The sequence below is a fragment of the Allorhizocola rhizosphaerae genome (assembly GCF_003426775.1).
Lineage (GTDB): Bacteria > Actinomycetota > Actinomycetes > Mycobacteriales > Micromonosporaceae > Allorhizocola > Allorhizocola rhizosphaerae.
In genome coordinates this window covers 1-19,318 of the sequence record NZ_QJUG01000160.1, presented here as the reverse complement: position 1 = coordinate 19,318, position 19,318 = coordinate 1, and the positions used below count along the sequence as shown (strand labels likewise).

At 68.4% G+C, this 19,318-nt stretch carries 16 protein-coding genes; 7 read left to right on the top strand and 9 right to left on the bottom strand.

Translation table 11 applies throughout. The features are described 5' to 3' along the window. Positions 1–146 precede the first annotated feature (146 nt). The 4 genes from DM816_RS28770 to DM816_RS28755 form a co-directional block, all read right to left on the bottom strand. A complete protein-coding gene (locus DM816_RS28770; protein WP_117213523.1) occupies positions 147–1,451 on the bottom strand; it encodes an ABC transporter substrate-binding protein in 1,305 nt (434 codons plus the stop codon). A gap of 3 nt (positions 1,452–1,454) precedes the next feature. After that, positions 1,455–3,494, bottom strand: a complete 2,040-nt coding sequence (locus DM816_RS28765) for a glycoside hydrolase family 36 protein (protein ID WP_246002360.1) — start codon at positions 3,492–3,494, stop codon at positions 1,455–1,457. A gap of 40 nt (positions 3,495–3,534) precedes the next feature. Continuing rightward, a complete protein-coding gene (locus DM816_RS28760; RefSeq protein ID WP_117213522.1) occupies positions 3,535–5,652 on the bottom strand; it encodes a carbohydrate-binding protein in 2,118 nt (705 codons plus the stop codon). Between the two features lie 243 nt (positions 5,653–5,895). Continuing rightward, positions 5,896–6,903 (bottom strand): LacI family DNA-binding transcriptional regulator, encoded by a 1,008-nt coding sequence (locus DM816_RS28755; protein ID WP_246002354.1) that lies wholly within the window; start codon positions 6,901–6,903, stop codon positions 5,896–5,898. A 277-nt stretch (positions 6,904–7,180) separates the two neighbouring features. Between DM816_RS28755 and DM816_RS28750 the strand changes: the two genes are divergently transcribed. Continuing rightward, on the top strand, positions 7,181–7,795 hold the full coding sequence (locus DM816_RS28750) for a class I SAM-dependent methyltransferase (protein ID WP_117213526.1): 615 nt from the start codon (positions 7,181–7,183) through the stop codon (positions 7,793–7,795). A 20-nt stretch (positions 7,796–7,815) separates the two neighbouring features. Here DM816_RS28750 and DM816_RS28745 read toward each other — a convergent pair whose 3' ends face one another. The 3 genes from DM816_RS28745 to DM816_RS28735 are packed head-to-tail and all read right to left on the bottom strand — an operon-like array spanning position 7,816 to position 9,757. Then, positions 7,816–9,051, bottom strand: coding sequence for an RNA polymerase sigma factor (locus DM816_RS28745; RefSeq protein ID WP_246002352.1), 1,236 nt, complete (start codon positions 9,049–9,051; stop codon positions 7,816–7,818). Beyond that, complete coding sequence (locus DM816_RS28740) at positions 9,015–9,365, bottom strand: YciI family protein (RefSeq protein WP_246002350.1); 351 nt, start codon at positions 9,363–9,365, stop codon at positions 9,015–9,017. Before DM816_RS28740 ends, DM816_RS28745 begins: the two co-directional genes overlap by 37 nt. Further along, positions 9,362–9,757, bottom strand: a complete 396-nt coding sequence (locus DM816_RS28735) for a VOC family protein (protein WP_246002348.1) — start codon at positions 9,755–9,757, stop codon at positions 9,362–9,364. Before DM816_RS28735 ends, DM816_RS28740 begins: the two co-directional genes overlap by 4 nt. A 436-nt stretch (positions 9,758–10,193) precedes the next feature. On the opposite strand from DM816_RS28735, the gene DM816_RS28730 reads away from it, so the two are divergent. The 5 genes from DM816_RS28730 (at position 10,194) to DM816_RS28710 (ending at position 14,753) form a co-directional block, all read left to right on the top strand. After that, on the top strand, positions 10,194–10,646 hold the full coding sequence (locus DM816_RS28730; protein ID WP_117213518.1) for a CBS domain-containing protein: 453 nt from the start codon (positions 10,194–10,196) through the stop codon (positions 10,644–10,646). Next, on the top strand, positions 10,643–11,938 hold the full coding sequence (locus DM816_RS28725; protein WP_117213517.1) for an ArsB/NhaD family transporter: 1,296 nt from the start codon (positions 10,643–10,645) through the stop codon (positions 11,936–11,938). Before DM816_RS28730 ends, DM816_RS28725 begins: the two co-directional genes overlap by 4 nt. 18 nt (positions 11,939–11,956) lie before the next feature. Next, a complete protein-coding gene (locus DM816_RS28720; protein WP_211588897.1) occupies positions 11,957–12,868 on the top strand; it encodes an ABC transporter ATP-binding protein in 912 nt (303 codons plus the stop codon). Next, positions 12,865–13,641 (top strand): ABC transporter permease, encoded by a 777-nt coding sequence (locus DM816_RS28715; RefSeq protein ID WP_117213516.1) that lies wholly within the window; start codon positions 12,865–12,867, stop codon positions 13,639–13,641. Before DM816_RS28720 ends, DM816_RS28715 begins: the two co-directional genes overlap by 4 nt. A gap of 104 nt (positions 13,642–13,745) precedes the next feature. Further along, positions 13,746–14,753 carry a calcium/sodium antiporter gene (locus tag DM816_RS28710; protein ID WP_117213515.1) on the top strand — a complete coding sequence of 336 codons (1,008 nt, stop codon included), beginning with the start codon at positions 13,746–13,748 and terminating at the stop codon, positions 14,751–14,753. 237 nt (positions 14,754–14,990) lie between these two features. Here the strand turns inward: DM816_RS28710 and DM816_RS28700 are convergent, their stop codons facing one another. Beyond that, on the bottom strand, positions 14,991–15,857 hold the full coding sequence (locus DM816_RS28700) for a universal stress protein (protein ID WP_162907934.1): 867 nt from the start codon (positions 15,855–15,857) through the stop codon (positions 14,991–14,993). 91 nt (positions 15,858–15,948) lie between these two features. Between DM816_RS28700 and DM816_RS28695 the strand changes: the two genes are divergently transcribed. Then, positions 15,949–17,601 carry a DEAD/DEAH box helicase gene (locus tag DM816_RS28695; RefSeq protein ID WP_117213513.1) on the top strand — a complete coding sequence of 551 codons (1,653 nt, stop codon included), beginning with the start codon at positions 15,949–15,951 and terminating at the stop codon, positions 17,599–17,601. Here DM816_RS28695 and DM816_RS28690 read toward each other — a convergent pair. After that, positions 17,591–17,932 carry an STAS domain-containing protein gene (locus tag DM816_RS28690; RefSeq protein ID WP_117213512.1) on the bottom strand — a complete coding sequence of 114 codons (342 nt, stop codon included), beginning with the start codon at positions 17,930–17,932 and terminating at the stop codon, positions 17,591–17,593. The two genes, DM816_RS28695 and DM816_RS28690, sit on opposite strands and share 11 nt — an antisense overlap. Positions 17,933–19,318 lie beyond the last annotated feature (1,386 nt).

Genomic DNA, 19,318 nt, shown 5'->3' with positions numbered 1-19,318 from the left:
CCGCCGAGCCGCCCCGGGTCCTTCGCGCCGCGCCTGGGCCGCCGCCGTGGGTTGCCGGGCCGCCGCGAGGCGCCGGAGCGGTCGCGGAGCCGCATCAGTGCGGGCCGCTGTGAGGCGTCCCTGATGCGGCCGCGAAGCCAGTCAATCTAGAAACCGGGTGTGCCTGCGGCCTTGGCCAGCTGGGCGAACTGGTCCTGGGTGGCCTTGGCGACCTGTTCCGGCGTCATCGTGCCCGCGATCATATCGGCGAGGTTGATGTACAGGTCGGGGTTGGCGACCGCGAGCGACTGCATCGAGCCGACCGACGTGGCCAGGGCCGCGTGCACGTCGAGCAGGGCCTTGGGCACGCCCGCGGGGTTGGTCACGCCCGTTTGCAGCGACACGGTGTTGCGGTCGGCGATGAAGGCCTGGTAGCCGGGCCCGAGCCAGAAGGTGAGCAGCTGCCGTGCCGCAGCCTCGCGCTTGGCGTCGCCGGTCTTGAAGGCTACGAGCGCGTTGGACTGGTCGGGGATGTTGGTGCCGATGTTGCCCGACGGCGAGATCGGGAAGAAGCCGACCCTCTTGTCCAGCGTCGCCGTGTCGGCCTTGGCCTGCAGTTGCCCGAAGTACGAGTTCACCTGCATGACCATCGCGGCCTTGCCGCCGAGCAGCGCGTCGCCCTGGTCTTCGAACTTGGCGGTTTTGATATCGGGGTTGAACAGGCCTTCCGCGATCAGCGACTGGTACCGCTTGATGGCATTGAGCACGATCGGGCTGTTGAAGGTCTCCTTGTTGGCGTTGACCCGGTCCCAGAACCCGTCCTTGGCGGCGTCGGCCAGCTGCACCTGCACCCACCACTGGGTTGCCCACCGGTCGGCGGCCATCTCGTAGAAGGGGGTGACGCCCTTGGCCTTCAGCGTCCGGGCCATCGTCACCATCTCGTCGAAGTTCGCAGGCGTGGCCGTGATTTTGTTGGCGGCGAAGACTTCCTTGTTGTAGTAGACGCCGATGACGGCCGGGCTGGTGACGAGTGCGGCATAGCGTGTCCCGTTGAGAATTCCCGTCACGTCGCGCAGCTTCGGGTCCATTTTGGACAACCAGGGCGCGTCGTCCAGCGGCTGCAGGTTGGCTTTCGCGTTGAGCGCGGTGAGCATCGACGCGGTGGGTTGCCAGAACGCCAGATCCGGCTTGTCGCCCGTGGCAACCTTGGTTTGGATGCTCTGCTCGTATGGGTCGGGAATGGTGATGACCTCGACCTTGGCGCCGGTGGCCTGCTGGAACTGCTCGACCACCTTGCGCGGCACGGTGTTGCTGTTCTGCGCCGCCCAGATGGTGAGTTTGACACCATCCAGTTTGGACGTCGGCTCGGCCCAGGCAACCGGGCCGGTGGAGGAGGTCTCGGCCGCGGGATCGCTGCACGCGGCGAGTCCTAACAGGAACAGGGTCGCCGCGATGCTGGCTAGTTTCTTCATGTTCTAGTCCTTTGGTGTGATGCGGAACAGGCGTGCCGACAAGGGCTCAGCCGCGACGTGGAGTAGTCCCTCGCTCGCGGCCCAGTCGCAGCTCCATGCCGGAAGGTGGCTCGGATAGAGCACGTCGATGGTCACGTCAGTGCCGCGCAGGTGCGGCAAGGACAGTGCGGTCGATGGCGTGGCGCCGTCGCGCCGCCAGACCGCCAGATATGTGGTGCCACCGAGGCGCATGGCGAGGCTGAGCCAGGGGTCGGTCCATTGTGGAAGGCCAAGCGGCCATGCGGGTGTCGCGGCCGCGAGGTCCGTGCGAATGGACTTGTGGACGCGCACGGCGGCGCGCACGGACTCAAGCTGCCCGGGAGCCATCGCATCCAGGCGGCCCGATAGATACAGGCGTCCGAGCATCGACGTGCACAGCGTGAAGGCGATCTGCTCATCGGTCATGTCGGGCTGCGGATATGCCCAGCTCGCCGACTGCTCAGGCAGCACGGACAGCGGCGCGGCCACCGCGATCGGCGGGTACCGTGTGAAGTCCTGCTGGTCGCTGGTCGACTGCAATTGCAGGCGCGACAGCAACGCGTAATCCATGCGCATCGCGCCGGACGCGCAGTTTTCCAGCACCAGATCCGGGTGCCGGTCGAGCACCCGGTCGAGCCACGCCAAGTGTGCCCGATGATGCCCGAGCAGGCCCGCCCCGACACTGTCGGCGTCGAGATCGGTCCCAGCGCCCGGATCGATGTTGTAGTCCAGCTTCAAATATCCGACCCCGAGCTGCTCCACCAATCGGTCGACGACCTCGTCCAAATGCGACACTGCGGCGGGATGGCGCAGATCCAAATGGTAACGGTCATGCTCGATGAGACGGATTCCGTTGCGCTGCAAGAACGCTTCTGCGGGCAACTTGTCGGCCATCGGGCCGCGCACGCCGATCACCTCGGGTTCGAGCCACAGGCCCGGCACCATGCCGTGTTCGCGGATGCGGGCGAGCACCTCTTCGATCCCACGCGGGAAGCGCGTCTGCGACGGCTGCCACTCGCCGACGCTGTCCCACCACGTGTCCCCATTGTCGTACCAGCCCGCGTCGATGCAGAACACCTCCGCACCGGCATCGGCGGCGGCGTCGATCAGCGGGAGCAGCTTGGCCGTGGTCGGGTCGCCCATCAGCGTGTTCATGTAGTCGTTGAATACCACCGGAAGTGTGCCGCGGTCGGGGTGAGGCCGCACCAACGCACGCCTGTGCCGCGTCATCGCGGCGGCGGCGCCTTCGAGGTCCTGATGGGACACCGCAATGGAGATTGGCACTGTGCTGAAAGACTCACCGGGCCGCAGCAATCGGCTCCACTGGTGGTCGGTGTCGTTCGGGCCGAGGAGCGCTACATACGCGCCGTCTTGCCGTTCACCGGTCTCCCAGCGCCACGGCCCGTGATGCTCGATCTGCCATAGCCACGCGTGCCCGCTGTCCCGGTCGATCAGCGCGCCGGTGGGCAGATGCGTTCCGGTGGACCAGGCTCCCGTGCTGACAACGGCGAAGCAGCCGCGGCCGTCCTGCCCGTGCGATCGCAGGTTTAGGTCGACGGCGTTGTCGCGCAGCGGATGGCGCGTCCATCTGCCCTCGCCGAGCCATTCGCTGGCGCCGTGCACCAGATCGACAGCCGCGACCGGAGCCGCGAAACCGGCGGCGAAAGAGCTTACGCCGAGCAACAATACCGGCTCCCGGCCGTCGTTTTTGATTTCAGTGTGTACCCGGCAAGCGCCCACGCCGTCGGCCGACCTCACCGAAACCCGCGCACACAATCCGGTCACGTCATCGCGCAGATCGATCTGCCAGACATGCCAGACACCGTCACGGCTTTGCTCATGACCGGTGTAGCGCATGCGCCGGCCGATCGCCGTGTCGCTGAAGCGACGCGAGGCCCGCGCCCGGCCCGTGCCCGCGGCCAGCACCTCGACGAGAGGCTGAACCGCGGGCACGGGCTGGATCCCGCCCACATCGGACAGCTGCCGCACACTGGCAGGACCCGACACGTCGACCGCAAAAGACAATGCCGAGTGTCCGAAGGAGACGGTACTTGACAACACAGGCTCAGGAACCAATCGGTGCGGCGATCCGGATCAGATCGATGTCGGGTGCATACGCGGTGGCATTGCTGAACGTAATGGTGTTGTTGCCGGCCACCAGGTTCACGTCGATGACGGTGGTGTAGAAGGTGGTCCAGGCCAACGTGTTGCGGAAGTAGACCCGTTTCGCCGCGCCGCCGTTGACGCTGATGTCGGCTCCGCGGTCGACGATATTGTTGTTGTATTGATGGTCGCCCTGCACCTCCGCGTTGGCGTAGGACACCACCATGCGGTAGCGACCTGCGGCAGGCACGTTGACGTTGTTGAAGCGCAACCAGTTCGCCGAGCCGTTGCCGATGTATCCGACGTGCCCGCCGGACACCCGCGCGGCGCCGGACAGCGTGTTTGCGCTTGACTCCGCCTGGTACGTCGTAATCGTGCCGGCGGTCGCGTTGACGTCGAGATAGTCAATGTTTATCGCGTCCCGGTCGTCGCTCGCGAACGCATTGGCCTCGATCCGGCTGATCCCGGCGGGCAGAAACACCCTGGTGGTAACCGTGTTCCAGGTGTTCCAGTCGGCCGTGCCGGGCAGGGACAGATCGGTCAGGTCGGAGCCGTTGAGCCGCAAGCGAATCGACCGACCCGCGGGCGCGCCCGTGTAGGGGCCGGCCGAGTAGCGCAGGCCGATGTTATAGTACCCGTCGCTGGGCACGGTCACGACGAACTTCGTGCTCGCGTTGGTGCTCGCGCCGTAGCCCTCCACGAAGGATGTGCCCGAGTAGCCGGTGTTCGAGCCGTAGGTGACCCGTGCGGAGCCGTCGATGCGCGCGTATTCGGCCTGGTAGCGCGAGCTCGCGCCGACCGTGCTGAGGTCGGTGTTCGGCGTGATTGTCATGTGGTACGCGGACGTGCCCCGCAGTCCGGTCAGCGGCACGATTATCTGGCCACCGCTCGCGGTGAAGTCGCCCTCCCGGACCACATACGGCCCGCCGGACGGGTTCGTGCCGGTGGCGTCAACGCCCCACACGGTCACGTGTACGCTGCTGCCCAATGTGGACACTCCGCGAACGACAACGTCCGTGTCGTAGGTGCCCGACGACGGGTTGTTGCCGCCGAAGATGACGCGCGCCTGCCTCTTGCCCGCGTCGTAGGCCGCGAGCCCCTGGTGGCTGACCGATGGCGGGGTCACGGCCACCGTGTTGCCGGTCAGCTCGCCGTACCACTTGTACAGCCACCACGCGCCCGTCGCCTGGTTGTTGCGCGTGACGAGGTCGTTGAGACCGCCCGCGGTGGTCCAGTAGGCGAGGCAGCCGTCCACCTTGGACCGCTCGAACTTGGCCACGAACTGCACGAGATTGCCGGGCACGCCCAGATCGCCCGACGAGCGCGCGTATTCGTTGATGTTTATCGGGCGCGGACTGATACCCAGACTGGATTCGATGGCCCGATAGTCGTTGTAGTGGTTGTCCCAGCTGGTGAAGAAGTCGTTGCCCAGCTCGTGCCAGGTCGTGACGTCGGGCAGCACGTTGTTGTTCCGCGCGTAGGTCATGAACGTGCGCAGGTCACCCGAGCGGTAGCTGGCGAAGTTCGGCCCGGCGATGCGCGCGCCGGCATCGATCGAGCGGATCCTCTGGTACACCGTCCGCCAGTCGGTGAGGAACCGGCTCAGATTGCCCGAATACCAGATCAAATCCGGCTCGTTGAACGGCACGTACACCACCATCGACCGGTGCGGGTCGGCGACCACCTTGCGGGTGATGGTGTCCACCTTGGACAGGTAGTCGTTGATGCCGAGGTTGTCGTAGGGCCAGTTCGGGTAGATGTCCTGCATGTAGATCTGGATCTCGCGGCCGCCCGCGCGCTTGAACATGGGCGCGATCCGCAGCGCGTCGCCGTTGGGGTGTTGCAGCCCATCGGGTGGCTTCTGCGCGGCGACCTGGGGGCGGAGCGCGGCCAGCATGGTCTCGTTGGGGATGCCCTCGTCGCCCAGGCCGTAGAGGAACCCGGTCGCGCCGTAGCGCAGCGGGCCGGTGTTGCTGGCCAGATCGACCACGAGCTGCTGCGCGGCATGGGCAGGCGCGGCCGGCAGGGCCACCGCCAGGCTGGTCAGCGCGACGATGCACAGAGCCTTTCTTGATCTCATGTCTTCTCCTCAGTCCCGCGCCGCCCGGTTGCGCGATCTTGGTGTGACCGGTCACACAGACGCGTATGAGTGTTAACGCTCACCCCCCGCTCGCGCAACCCCACCGCCCCGTCTTCCGGTTGATCATGAACACAAATCCATGCTCGACGGGCGTGTCGCCACGCTAAGTTCATGAGCAACTAGTGGAGATCGATCATGAAGCTAATGCCACGACACACGTCGAGCACGGACGTAAGTTCGTGATCAACTGGAAGAGCGGGGTGGGGCGGTCGATTCGCGGAAAATCAAGCTGGGTGCGGCTAATGGGACCGCTGTCCCGCCGATGACGGCCGCTAGGCAAGCACGGCCCAAGGCATTGAAGTCCATGCGGACGGTCGTCAGCGCCGGAGTCCAATAGGCGGCGCCGGGCACGTCGTCGAAGCCCACGAGGCTTACGTCTCCGGGCACATCCCGCCCAGCCTCGTACAGGGCCCGGCGCACCGCGAGTGCGGTGTCATCGTTGCCGCACAGGACCGCCGTCACCGCACGGTCCCGGGCGAGCTGCTGCCCGCCACGATAAGCCGACAGCGGATCCCAGCCCGCCTGCCGCACGGCTGGAACGGGAGCCCCCGCTTCGTCCAGCGCCTCGCGCCAACCGGTCTCGCGTGCGCTCTTGCCGGTCTCCGAAGGGATCGCGACATGATGCACAGTGCGGTGCCCGAGCGAGAGCAGATGCCTGGTCGCGTCGGCCGCCGCCTGGCGCTCATCGAGGAAGATCATGGTGCGGTCGCTGCCGGCAAGCCCACCGGCCTCCGTCGCCGCCACAGCGGGTACGTCTGTCGGCAGCTCACGAAACACCTGCGCGCCCGCCGAATCGAACGCGATCACGACGACGCTGCCCGCGCTCGGATCGCTGACGTATGCCACGGCCTGGCGCACGTCGACCGGGCGGTCGGACTCCACCACGCGCACCCCGACCGACAGCCCGAGCAGGCGCGCGGCCTCCTCGACCCCCTGCAGGGTGCTCGCATACCCATACAGCATGGTGTTCGCGGTCAGCACGGTGACGGCATGGGCCCGCCCGAGCCCGAGCGCCCGCGCCGCCCGGTTCGGGCGATAGTCGAGCCGATCGATGGCGTCCAGCACCAGCCGGCGCGTCTCCGGGCTGACCTTGGGCGAGTCGTTGAGCACCCGCGATACGGTCTGGTATGAAACTCCCGCCGCCGCCGCCACGTCCCGAATGCTCGGCGCGCCATCCCGCCCAGGTCTCACCACACCCACCATCGTGATTGCTCACCGCGCCAAGGTCAAAGCGCCTGGCATCGGGGTGCGTGCGCTGGCACATCAACGCCAGTGTGTTCTCTACTTCAACGTGCGCAACACCGGGCCCAACCGGTGCGCGTCTGACGAATACCACGTCGAGCTGACACCCGGCACCGGACGGCTGGTCCGCAAGGGCTTACCGCAGTGCCGAGGCCGGGACGGCCTCAGCCGACGCTGCGCCGGTATGTGCGCACGCCGCCACCTCAGCCAAGAAAGGGCGATCCCGATGACGGAGTCGAAGCAGCGCCAGGTGTGGGACCGGTTGGCTCCCACCTACGACAAGCAGATCGCGTTCTTCGAGCGCATCTGGTTCGGCGGCGGGCGGGAGTGGATAGGTGCCCGTGCCACCGGTGCCGTGCTGGAGGTCGCCATCGGCACGGGTCGCAACCTGTCCTACTACCCGGCAGGCGTGCAGATCACGGGAGTCGAGATCAGTCCGGCCATGCTCGACCTCGCCCGCCGGCGAGCGGCCGAGCTCGGCGTTGCGGCCAAGCTGATCGAAGGTGATGCCGAGGAGCTTGGGTTCGCGGACAACACGTTTGACACAGTCGTGTGTGCGCTCTCGCTGTGCTCCATCCCGGACAGCGCCAAGGCCGTTCGCGAGATGGCGCGTGTGCTCAAGCCCGGCGGCAAGCTCCTGCTGCTGGACCACATCGGCAGCACCTGGCCGCCCATCTACGCGGTGCAATGGCTGCTGGAGCGGCTCACCATCCCCCACGCCGGGGAGCACTTCACACGCCGCCAACTGGCACTCGTCGAGGCGGCCGGGCTGCGCGTCACCGAGCGGGCGAGGCTCAAGGCGGGCACGATCGAGCGGATCTGTGCCGTCAAGCCAAGCTGATGCCCTGCCAAAGAAGGCGGTCAAGCCCAGTTGATGCGCTGGCGTAGCAACGATTGCTCGGCGGGGTTGGCGGTCAGCCGCAGCGCCCTGCGGTCGGCGGCCCGCGCCTTGTCAAACGAGCCCAGGTCGCGCAGGAGTTCCGCCCGGGTGGCGTGCCACAGGTGGTAGCCGTGCAGCGCGTCGCTGAGCTTGTCCACTTCGGACAGCGCCTCCCGTGCGCCGGAGACATAGCGCAGGGCGATGGCCCGGTGCAGTTTCACGACCGGTGAGGGCGCGATGCCGTCGAGCATGGTGTAGAGCAGGAAGATCTGCTCCCAGTCGGTCTCCTCGAACGTGCGCGCCTCGGCGTGCACGGCGAGGATCGCGGCCTGCAGCTGATATGGCCCCGGGCGTTTGAAGCCCGCGGCCTTGGCGATGAGCGCGGTGGCGTCGCCGATCGCCGCATGGTCCCACAGCGTGCGGTCCTGATCGGGCAGTTGAATGATCTCGCCGGACGGCGTGAAGCGGGAGGCTGCCCGCGCCCGGTGCAGGCGGATGAGGGCAAGCAGCCCAAGGACTTCCGGCTCGGTGGGCATCAGCGTGCCGAGCATGGTGGCGAGGAAGTCGGCATCCTCGGCCAGATCGCGGGACTCGGCCCGCTCGCCGCCGCTTGACAGGTACCCCTCATTGAAAAGCAAATAAACCACCGTCAAAACCTTGGCCAGCCGCGGACCGAGCTCGTCGGCATCTGGGATGCGGTACGGGATTCCGGCATCGGCGATCTTCCGCTTCGCGCGCGTGATGCGCTGCGCCACAGTGCTTTCCGGGATCAGGAACGCCTTGGCGATCTGCGCCGTCGTCAGCCCGCACACCACCCGCAACGTCAACGCGATCTGCGCGGTGCGGGGCAGCGCCGGGTGGCAGCAGGTGAAAATCAGCCGCAGCCGGTCGTCCTGCGGTGACTGCGGCGGCCACGCGGCGAGGGCGAGCTTCTCGCGATAGCGGGCATTGCGGCGCAACACATCCAGGCCACGCCGCCGCGCCACGGTGTAGAGCCAGCCGTCCGGATTGGACGGTATGCCCTCGCGCGGCCAGTGCTCCAGCGCCGCCTCGACGGCGTCCTGCACCAGATCCTCGGCGGTGGTGAAGTCGCCGATGAGCGAGACGAGGGAGGCGGCGAGCCGGCCCGCGTGCTCACGCACCACCCGGGCCAGCTCCACCTCCACTGCTGCTTGCGGGTTCATCCCGTGGTCGGGCGGATCTCGACCACCGGGCACGCCGGCCAGGCCTTCACCATCCGCAGCGCCGCGTCCAGGTCGGCCACGTCGATCTCGGCGAACCCGGACACGACCTCCTTGCTCTCCACGAACGGCCCGTCGGTGATCACCGGCTCGCCGCCGTCGAGCCGCACGGTCGTCGCGGTGTGGGCGGGCATGAGGTGAGCGTGCGACGTGATTTTGTCGGCGTTGTCGGCGAACCACTGCCGCACCCGGGCGTAGGCCCGCTCCCGTTCGGCGTCATCCATCGCCGCCAAGTCGGCTGCGTACTGCTCGGTGTCGACGAACATCAGCACATACTTCAACGCGCTCACTCTCCCAGCGGGCAGTAGAGGTCGATGCCGTTGCCGTCCGGGTCGAGCACGGTGGCGTAGCGGTGCCCCCAGAACGCGTCCCACGGCTCCCGCGATCCTTTGTACCCGGCGGCGGTGAGCTCCGCATACTTCGCGTCCACGGCGGCCGGGGTGTCGAACTGGAACGCGAGGAACACCGGCGGGCTGCCGGCCGCCCGCGTCCAGCCGGGGCGGGCCATCTCGGTGAACTTCTCCTCGTCGAGCATCAGATGCAGGCCCGAGGGCAGGTCGCACCCGGCGTGCTGCGGGTAGGCCGGATCCACCTGGAAGTCCAGGCCCAGCAGCCGATAGAACTCCATCGACGCGCTGACGTCGGCGACGATGATGTCGAGCGTGTTCATGACCGGTTTCACGGTGTTCTCCCTTGATCGAGGCGTGCCTTCACCCCCTAGACGACCGGGGAGGGGCCCGATCCGACATCGAGCCGAAATACGGCGCTGACCAGCGCCCTTGCGGCGAGTCGGACGTCGGCCTCGATCGAGTGTGCCCGGCGAGAGGCGGATCGCCGCTGCGGCGAGCACGGTTGAGCCGAGGCCGCCAAGGGCGAGGGCAATTTCCTTGCGGTACCGGCGTCGGCCGTCACCCGCACGAGCCCTCCGCCGCCGCCGCCGCGTCCGGGTCCGTGACGGGCAGGAACGCTGAACCGATCTTCGTCATGGCTGGTGAGGCTACCTCACGTCGCCTCACGCCCCGTGCGGCTCGTTTGATAGGGTCGTGCGTGGTGTGCCGGGAAGCCTGGTCGGCGGGAAAGGTGATGTCCGAGTCCAGCTCCCGTAGAGGCGGTGCGTTATGCGCGCGTCAGATCTGACCGTGGAATATCCGACGGTCACCATGTCCACCCCGGCGATCGAGGCCGCACGGATCCTGGCCGGGGGCGACCTCCCGGGCCTGATCGTGGTCGACGACGACGGCAAGCCGCTGCTGGTGCTCCCGGGCACTCAGGTGCTGCGCCTGGCCGTGCCGCCATACTGCCAGGACGATCCGGCGCTGGCCCGGGTGATCGACGAGGCCGCGGCCGACGTTTTCATTCGCGAGCTCGACGGCCGCACGGTGCAGGAGTGCCTGCCGGAAAAGCCGAAGGAACTTCCGGTCGTCGAGGGGCGCGCGACCGCGCTGGAGATGGCCGCGATGATGGCGCGCACCCGCAGCCCGCTGGTGGCGGTGACGGCCGCAGACGGCACGCTGGCCGGGGTCGTGACGATCCACGCGCTGCTCGACCGGGTGCTGGGGGAGAGCGCGTGAGCTTGCTCGCCTGGGCCGCGATCGCGGTCTTCACTGTCGCCTACATTCTGATCGCCACCGAGAAGGTGCACCGGGTGGCCGCCGCGCTCGGCGGGGCCGCGCTGATGCTCGTGATCGGCGCGACCGACGGCAAGCACGCCTTCTTCGACGAGCACGCCGGCATCGACTGGAACGTCATCTTTCTGCTCCTGGGCATGATGCTGATCGTCGCCGTGCTCAAGCGGACGGGCGGGTTCGAATACGTCGCGATCTGGGCAGCCAAGCGGGCCAAGGCGCGCCCGTTCCGGGTGATGGTCATCCTGGTGCTCGTCACGGCGGTGGCGTCGGCCGCGCTGGACAACGTGACCACCGTGCTGCTGATCGCGCCGGTGACGTTGCTGGTGTGCGACCGGCTCGGCGTGCCCGCGGTCCCGTTTCTCATCGCCGAGGCGATGGCGTCCAACATCGGGGGCACCGCCACGCTGGTCGGGGACCCGCCGAACATCATCATCGCGTCCCGGGCAGGCTTGTCCTACAACGACTTCCTGGTTCATCTCGCGCCGATCGTGGTCGTGCTGATGGTCGTGTTCGTCGGGCTGTGCCGGTGGCTGTTCCGCAAGGCGTTCGTGTACCAGCCGGACCGGGCCGCCAAGGTCATGCAACTGTCCGAACGCGACGCCATCCGGGACCCGCGCCTGCTGGCGGTGTCGATGGGTGTGCTGGTGCTGGTGACCGCGGCCTTCGTGCTGCACACTGTGCTGCATTTGGAACCGGCGGTCGTGGCGATGGTGGGTGGACTGCTGCTGCTCGCACTGTCCAAACTGGATGCCGAGGCGGTGGCCAAGGATGTGGAGTGGCCCACACTGGTGTTCTTCGCCGGGCTGTTCATCATGGTGGGCGCGCTGGTCAACACGGGTGTGATCGGCCAGATCTCGCAGGCGGCCACCGAGGCCGTCGGCGGGCGGTTGTGGGCGGCCAGCATGATCCTGCTCTGGGGGTCGGCGTTCTTTTCTGCCATCGTCGACAACATCCCTTATGTGGCAACGATGTCGCCGATCGTCGGGGAACTGGTGTCGGGCTTCCCCGGCGGCGAGGGCCGCGTGCTGTGGTGGTCGCTGGCCCTGGGCGCCGACCTCGGCGGCAACGCCACCGCGATCGGCGCCAGCGCCAACGTGGTGATCCTGGGGATGGCCGAGCGCGCGGGCAAGCGCATCAGCTTCTGGCAATTCACCAAGTACGGCTTGGTCGTCACCGTGATCACGATCGCGATCTGCGTGCCGTATCTGTGGCTGCGCTACTTCGCGTTCGCTTAGGAGACTGGAGGCGGGGCCGTGGCGGTGGTCCAGGTCGCCGGTCTGGTCAAGCACTACGGCGCGGTCAAAGCCGTCGACGGAGCGAGCCTGACCGTGGCGGCCGGGGAGATCTACGCCCTGCTCGGGCTCAACGGCGCCGGGAAGACCACGACGATACGCACGCTGCTCGGCATGATCAGACCGACGGCCGGGTCGGTGCGGCTGTTCGGCACGCCCGTGACCGCTGACGCGCGAAGTTTGTGGGGCAGGGTCGGGTACCTCGTGGAAACCCCGGCCGCCTACCCGGAGCTCACGGTGACCGAAAACCTCACCCTCATGGCCCGGCTCAAGCACCTGCCCGCGGCGGCGGTGGGCAATGTCGTTGAACAGCTTGGCCTCCGGCCATACGCGGCGCGGCGGGCACGGGAGCTCTCGCTGGGCAACCAGCAGCGGCTGGCTCTGGCCAAGGCCCTGCTCGGCCGCCCGGAGTTGCTGGTGCTCGACGAGCCGGCCAACGGGCTGGACCCGGCCGGGGTCACCGAGATCCGGCAGCTGCTGAAAACCCTGGCCGCGCAAGGGACCACGATCCTGCTGTCCAGCCACATCCTGGCGGAGGTCGCCAAGCTGGCCACGCGCATCGGCATCATCCACGCCGGCCGGATGGTGACCGAGATCGCCGCCGCCGACCTGCCACACCACGTCGCACGCGCGTTGCGCGTCCGCTGCCACGATCAGGACACGGCGGCACGGATTCTGCGGCAAGGTGGCTATCAGCCATTGTCCAATTTGGATGGTATGTTGTCCATGACCGATGAGCGGGCGGTGTGGCACCCGGACGAGGTGGCGACCCTGCTCGTGGAATCCGGGTGCCCGCCGGTGCACCTGGCCGTCGCGGAGGAAGACCTCGAAACGCTGTTCCTGCGGCTCACCGCTCGTGGAGCCGGCGCGTGAAGGCGGCGTGGTCGGCCGAATGGCTCAAGCTGCGCCGCTCGCGCGTGCCCTGGATGACCGTGCTCGCGATCTCCGTGGGCGCGGCGGCGGGCGGGCTGTTCATGTTCATCTCGCTGCACCCCGGCCGGGCTGGCGATCTGGGGCTGCTGGGCGCCAAGGCGCAACTGTCCACTCTGGAGCCCAGCTGGCCGTCGTTTTTCGGGCTGCTGGCGCAGATCACGGCGGTCGGCGGAGTGATCATCTTCGGTATCACCGTGGTGTGGATGTTCGGGCGTGAGTTCGCCGACCACACCGCCAAGGATCTCCTGGCGCTTCCGACCCACCGGGCCGCGATCGTCGCGGCCAAGTTCGCGGCCGCCACGGTCTGGTGCCTGCTGCTCGCGGTGTACCTCACGGCGGCCGGGTTGGGGATCGGTCTGCTGCTGGGCATTCCCGGGCCGCTGACCGTGCCCGTGGCGGCGGCCGGGGTGGGGCGGATCTTCGTCACCGCCGTGCTGACCATCGCCATCACCACGCTGTTCGGGCTGGCAGCGTCGGTGGGGCGCGGCTACCTGCCCGGCGTCGCGGTGCTGTTCGCCGTGGTGTTCACCGCGCAGATCGTGGCGGCGCTCGGATACGGGGCTTGGTTCCCGTTCTCGGTGCCCGCCATGCACGCCGGTCTGACCGGCGCCGACGGCCCCTCGCCCGTCGGCTATGCGGCGGTCGGTGCCATGGCATTCGTGGCGGTGACGGCCACCATCGGCTGGTGGCAGAGGGCCGATCACACCGGCTGACCGTTCGACGATGTTCTTGGCGAGCGCGGGTGCGGTATCTTGTGCGCTGGTGTGCCGGGAAGCCTGGTCGGCAAAGCTGTCCCTGCGACCCCGGAGCACCCCTCATGGCCGTTCAGATTCTGCTTGCCCTCGCCGGCCTCGTGCTGTTGACCTTCGCCGCCGACCACCTGGTGCTCGGCTCGTCCCGGATCGCGACCCGGCTGCGGATCAGCCCCGTGGTCGTGGGCGTCGTGGTCATCGGGCTGGGCACGTCGGCGCCCGAGTTTCTGGTCTCCGGTGTCGCGGCGGCGCGGGGCGACACCGGCATCGCGCTCGGCAACATCACGGGATCCAACATCCTCAACCTGACGCTGATCCTTGGCGTGGCGGCGCTGATCGCCCGGCTCGCGGTCGCGTCGACGGTGATCCGCCGCGAGGTGCCGCTGGCTGTCGTGGCGGTGGTGGTGTTTGGGTTGCTGGCTTTCGTGGGCCTGAGCCTGTGGGCGGGGATCGTGCTCGCCGTGGGCGCGGTGGCGGCGATCTGGCTCCTGCTGCGCTGGGCCGCCGACGGCCGCAACACCGAGCTGGCCGAGGAGGTTGTCGAATACACGGGCGAGGAGCCCGCCCCGGTTTCGGCTGCGCCGGCGGGGGCTGCGCCCGTGGAAGCCGCGTCGGTGACGGCCGGACGGGCTTGGATTGAGCCATTCCGGGCCGTGCTCGGGCTGGCCGGTGTGCTCGCGGGCGCGCAGCTGTTGGTCGCCAACGCTTCCGCGATCGCCGCGGATCTGGGCGTGCCACAGCTGATCATCGGCTTCACCCTGGTCGCGCTGGGCACCTCGCTGCCCGAGCTCGTCACGACCGTGCAGGCGATGCGCCGCAAGGAGTCCGACCTCGTGGTGGGCAACCTGTTCGGCTCCAACCTGTTCAACAGCCTCGCCGGGGGTGCGATCGTCGCCTTTGCCGCGCCCTCGGGCAGCAACGGCACCGTCGGCGTCGCGCTCGTGCTGACGATGATCCTGACCGGTGGGCTGGCGTGGGCCCTGCTGCGCCGTGGTCTTGCGCTCACCCGGGTCGAGGGAGCGGTGCTGCTGGCCGTGTATGTGCTGACGATGCCGCTATTGCTGTCAGCCTGACCCGCATGCTTGCCGAGGTTCGGCAGGCGTTCATGCACCAGCCCGCGCTGCTGATCCTGGACGAGCCGACCAGCGGCTGGATGCGTTGATGCAGCAGGAGTTTCAGGCCATGGTCCGCGATGCGCGCGATGCCGTGCAGACCGTGTTCATGTCCTCGCATGTGCTCGCCGAGGTGCAGTCGGTGGCCGGCCGGGTCGCGATCGCGCGCGCCTGCTCGGCCGGCCACAGCAGCCGCTATCACTTGGGATGGTGCGCGACGAGGACCGGGCAGCCCGCGTGGTGGATGAGTGCATGCCCCGTGGACCCGAACATCAATCCGGCGAAACCGCCCCGGCCGCGGCTGCCGACCACCGCCAGATGGGCGCCCCGCGACAAGCGCACGAGCACCGCCGAAGCCGAACCGGGCGTGACGACCTCGTCGACGCCGACGCTGGGATGCTGCGCCCGCCAGAATCGCAACTCACCGGCCAGGAAGTCGGCCGCCCGCTGCCGCTCCGTCTCCGGGTCGGGGACATGTGGCATAAATGGCGAGCGGTATCCGGTCAGCGTCCCGACATAGGCATAAGCCGCCGTGATGGGCCGTCCGGTCAGTTGTGCCTCGGCGAACGCCAGTTGCAGCGCGACCCGGCCGTGTTCCGAGCCGTCCACGCCGACCACGATCCGCCCGGCCGCGCCGCCGTCACGGGCCACGGTCGGCCGCACGACCGCGACCGGGCCGTACGCGTGCATCGCCGTGTGCAGGCTGGTCGACCCGAGCAGCAGATCGTGGAAGCCGCCGTGCCCACGGTTGCCGACTACGACAAGCGCCGCCTGGGCCGACGCGTCAACCAACGCGGCCGCGGGATCCTCGTGCGCGAATTCCGTCGTGCACACCAAATCGGGGAAGCGGTCGGCGACCTGCGCCTTGGCCGCGTTGAGTATTTCGTGCCCGGCGGCCTCGACCTCGCCGATCGGGTAGCCGTCGTCGACCAGCGGACCGGTGAACCTGGTCGCGTAGAGCAGGGCCAGCGGCAGATCGCGGGTCATCGCGGCCTGGGCGGCCCACTCCATCGCGCGCCGCGATGGCTCGGACCCGTCCACGCCAACCACTACGGGAGTAGTCACCGTGTCCACCACAGCGACCGCGTACCCACCCGTGCCGCGCTGAAACAGGCCCCGCTATAAGGCGCGCGGGTGGTGGGTACAAGATATTGCTATGGCAGACGATGGTGCGAGCTTCGCCGAACTCGGGCTTCGCCCCGCCCTGCTGCGGGCGCTGGCCGAGCTGGGCTACGAGGAACCCACGCCGATCCAGCTGGCCGCGATCCCGCCGCTGCTGGACGGCCACGACCTGCTCGGCCAGGCGGCCACGGGCACGGGCAAGACCGCGGCCTTCGCCCTGCCGCTGCTGCAGGCGATGCCGGAGGACGACCGCGGCACGGCGCCATCGTCGCTGGTCCTCGTGCCGACGCGGGAGCTGGCGGTCCAGGTGTCGCAGGCGTTCCACCGCTACGGCCGTGAGCTGGGCGTGCGCGTGCTTCCGATCTACGGTGGGCAGCCGATCGGGCGTCAGCTGGCGGCGTTGCAGCGCGGCGTCGACGTCGTCGTGGCCACGCCCGGCCGGGCCCTGGACCACCTCAGCCGGGGCACGCTCGACCTGACCGGCACGCGCACGGTCGTGCTCGACGAGGCGGACGAGATGCTCGACATGGGGTTCGCCGAGGATATCGAGGCGATCCTGGCCGAGACCCCGCAGGAGCGGCAGACCCTGCTGTTCTCGGCGACCCTGCCCGCCCGCATCGAGGGCATCGCCCGGCGGCACCTGCGCGAGCCGGTGCGCGTGCAGCTGGGCCGTGAGGAAGCCAAGCCCGGTGAGGCACCGCGGGTACGGCAGAGCGCCTACGTGGTCGCGCGGGCGCACAAGCCCGCCGCCCTGGGCCGGGTGCTCGACGTCGAGGCGCCGGCCGCCGCGATCGTGTTCTGCCGGACGCGCGAGGAGGTCGACCAGCTGACCGAGACGCTGAACGGGCGGGGGTATCGGGCCGAGCCCCTGCACGGCGGGATGAGCCAGGAGCAGCGCGACCGCGTGATGGGCCGGCTCCGCGCGGGCACGGCTGATCTGCTGATCGCGACCGACGTCGCGGCGCGCGGGCTGGACATCGAACAGCTCACGCACGTCATCAACTACAACGTCCCGGCGGCACCGGAGGCGTATGTGCACCGCATCGGCCGGGTCGGCCGCGCCGGGCGGGAGGGTGTGGCCATAACGTTGGTCGAGCCGCGCGAGCACCGGCTGCTCAAGTCGATCGAGCGGGTGACCAAGCAGAAGATCGCGCCGCAGTCCCTGCCCACGGTGGCGGACCTGCGGGCGCGGCGGCTCGAACTCGTGCGGGCGTCCCTGCGCGAGACACTGCTGAGCGATGATCTGGACGGGTTCCGCGTGGTCGTCGAGTCGCTGGCCGACGAGTTCGACGTGTTCGACGTGGCGCTCGCGGCGGTGAAGCTCGCGCAGGAGGCCGGCGGCGGCGAGATCGACGACGAGGACATCCCGTCCGTGGAGCAGGAGCCGCGCCGCGCTCGCGGGGATGCGGGCCGTCGGCGGCGCGACATACCGGAAGGCGACGGCAAGGTGGTGCGCCTGTACTTCGGTCTCGGGCGAGGAGCGGGCGTGCGCCCGCAGGACCTGGTCGGCGCGATCACCGGTGAGTCGCGGCTCAGCGGCCGGGACATCGGCGCGATCGAGATCGCCGACCGGTTCTCCCTGGTCGAGGTGCCCGAGCAGGCCGCCGACGAGGTGGTCACGGCGCTGCGGCGCAGCACCATCAAGGGCAAGCGGCCCGTGGTGCGGCGGGAACGCTTCACGCGTTAGCGGCGTTGCCCTGCCGACTCAGCGTCTCCCACACCCCGGTGACCCGCAGCACATCGCGCACCAGACCGTGCGCGTTGAGCACGTACCACCGCGTGCCGGTGCTGCTTGCCGCCTGGTAGCCGCGGCACAGCGCATGAACCGCCGTCGAGTCGATGAACGTCACGTTGTCGAGATCGACGCAGACCTCGGCCGGGTGATCGCGTTCGAGGACGGCCAGCAGCTGCTCGCCCAGGTCTTTGTCGGCCGCCAGGTCGAACTCGCCCGACAACACCAGGCGCACCACGCCGTCGTCGACCGGCCGCCGCTCAATCTTGTACAGGGTACCGATCATGGGAATCCTCGATACACTCGCGCAGTTCGAGCATAGACCCGGCCGAACACGGCCCACCGGGTTTCCGGAAATCGACCCGCGCCGTGCACGCGTTCATCGCATGATGCGGACCCGAGACGGGCTTCGCCTCACATTCATCGATTCAACGCTTTCTGTATAGATCGTCCCCATGCTGCGCCCATAGCGTCCCGGGAGCAAGCAGTGAACTCCGCACGAAAGGGACGTCTATGAATGCCATCCGAAGGGCACGGTCGTCGCCGTCACCTCGGCCGCCATGCCGGCCGGATCCAGCGCCCTGATCGCCACCCCGGCGCAGGCATACCCGCAGGACTGCTCGACCTACACCTTCGTCGGTTCCTATGGTCAGTCTTACTGTGCCTACGGCAGCGGCAGCCACCGGGTCCGCGTGACGTGTGCCCGCGCCGGCCGGCAAAACTATTACATCTACGGGCCTTGGGTGGGTACCGGTTCGGTCTCCCGCGCCTACTGCAACGCCCGCAGCTCGGCCGTGCAAAAAGCAAGGCGACTGATATCCGTTACCCAGCCCGGCCCTGCCCGGCTCCCGTTGTGGGCAGGGGCCGTTTACGCTTCGGGTCTTCAGCTTTCAGCGGTCCGACCGCGAGGTTGCTTGTGTCGTCGGACCGTCAGATGATGCGGTTATAGGCGGTGCTCCGCACAGCCCCGCCGACAGCGCAACTTGCATGGGTTCGCGCAGCTCACACGGGGGTACGACCGATCGCACTGCCCGATCGGCTACGGTTGCCCCGCTGCCCGATACCCACGCCGTGGCGCACGCACGCGTCGAGAATGTGAGCAGACGGCGTTGTAGCAGATCGTGTGCGAGCTGGGCGTCGTCAGCGTACGGATCGTAGTCGACGACCGTGACGGCTATCCCGCTGCGTATGAGGAAGTCGAACTGCTGGAGGGCTTCCTGCCGGAAGGACTTGTATGCGGGAAGTGCCCGCTCATCCCAGTGGGACGCGGCGATGTAGGCATCGGAGATGCGCCGCCCGAGTGTGCGGTCAAGGTGTACGCGCCGCAAGTCGAACCGGGGGATGGCTGTGCCGAACCTGCGCGCCGCGGCGACAAGGTGCGGGATCGGTGTGAACAAGCGATCTCATGAGATGGTCCCATGCCCAGGATGCCGTCCATGAGGCCCTGGGCGTGTCTCCCCTTCCTGGCAATATCCGGGATAATGTTGCCGCGTATGTGAAACGCACCTGCAACATCCGGGATGATGTCGCCGGATAAGCGAAAATCGCAGCAATATCCGGGATTCTGCACTCCATCGATCTACCTGCGATCCGCAGAACTGCGGCCCTCCCAACCGCTTCGCCCGCGAGCACAGCGCCGCGGGCGGGGCGCGCCGGGCGGCGCGAGCGTGGC

What these genes read in the sequence shown, in the direction of transcription:
- DM816_RS28770 (WP_117213523.1), bottom strand. Translation starts at nt 1,451, where the DNA reads ATGAAGAAACTAGCCAGCATCGCGGCGACCCTGTTCCTGTTAGGACTC.
- DM816_RS28760 (WP_117213522.1), bottom strand. Translation starts at nt 5,652, where the DNA reads ATGAGATCAAGAAAGGCTCTGTGCATCGTCGCGCTGACCAGCCTGGCG.
- DM816_RS28750 (WP_117213526.1), top strand. Translation starts at nt 7,181, where the DNA reads ATGACGGAGTCGAAGCAGCGCCAGGTGTGGGACCGGTTGGCTCCCACC.
- DM816_RS28730 (WP_117213518.1), top strand. Translation starts at nt 10,194, where the DNA reads ATGCGCGCGTCAGATCTGACCGTGGAATATCCGACGGTCACCATGTCC.
- DM816_RS28710 (WP_117213515.1), top strand. Translation starts at nt 13,746, where the DNA reads ATGGCCGTTCAGATTCTGCTTGCCCTCGCCGGCCTCGTGCTGTTGACC.
- DM816_RS28695 (WP_117213513.1), top strand. Translation starts at nt 15,949, where the DNA reads ATGGCAGACGATGGTGCGAGCTTCGCCGAACTCGGGCTTCGCCCCGCC.
- DM816_RS28690 (WP_117213512.1), bottom strand. Translation starts at nt 17,932, where the DNA reads ATGATCGGTACCCTGTACAAGATTGAGCGGCGGCCGGTCGACGACGGC.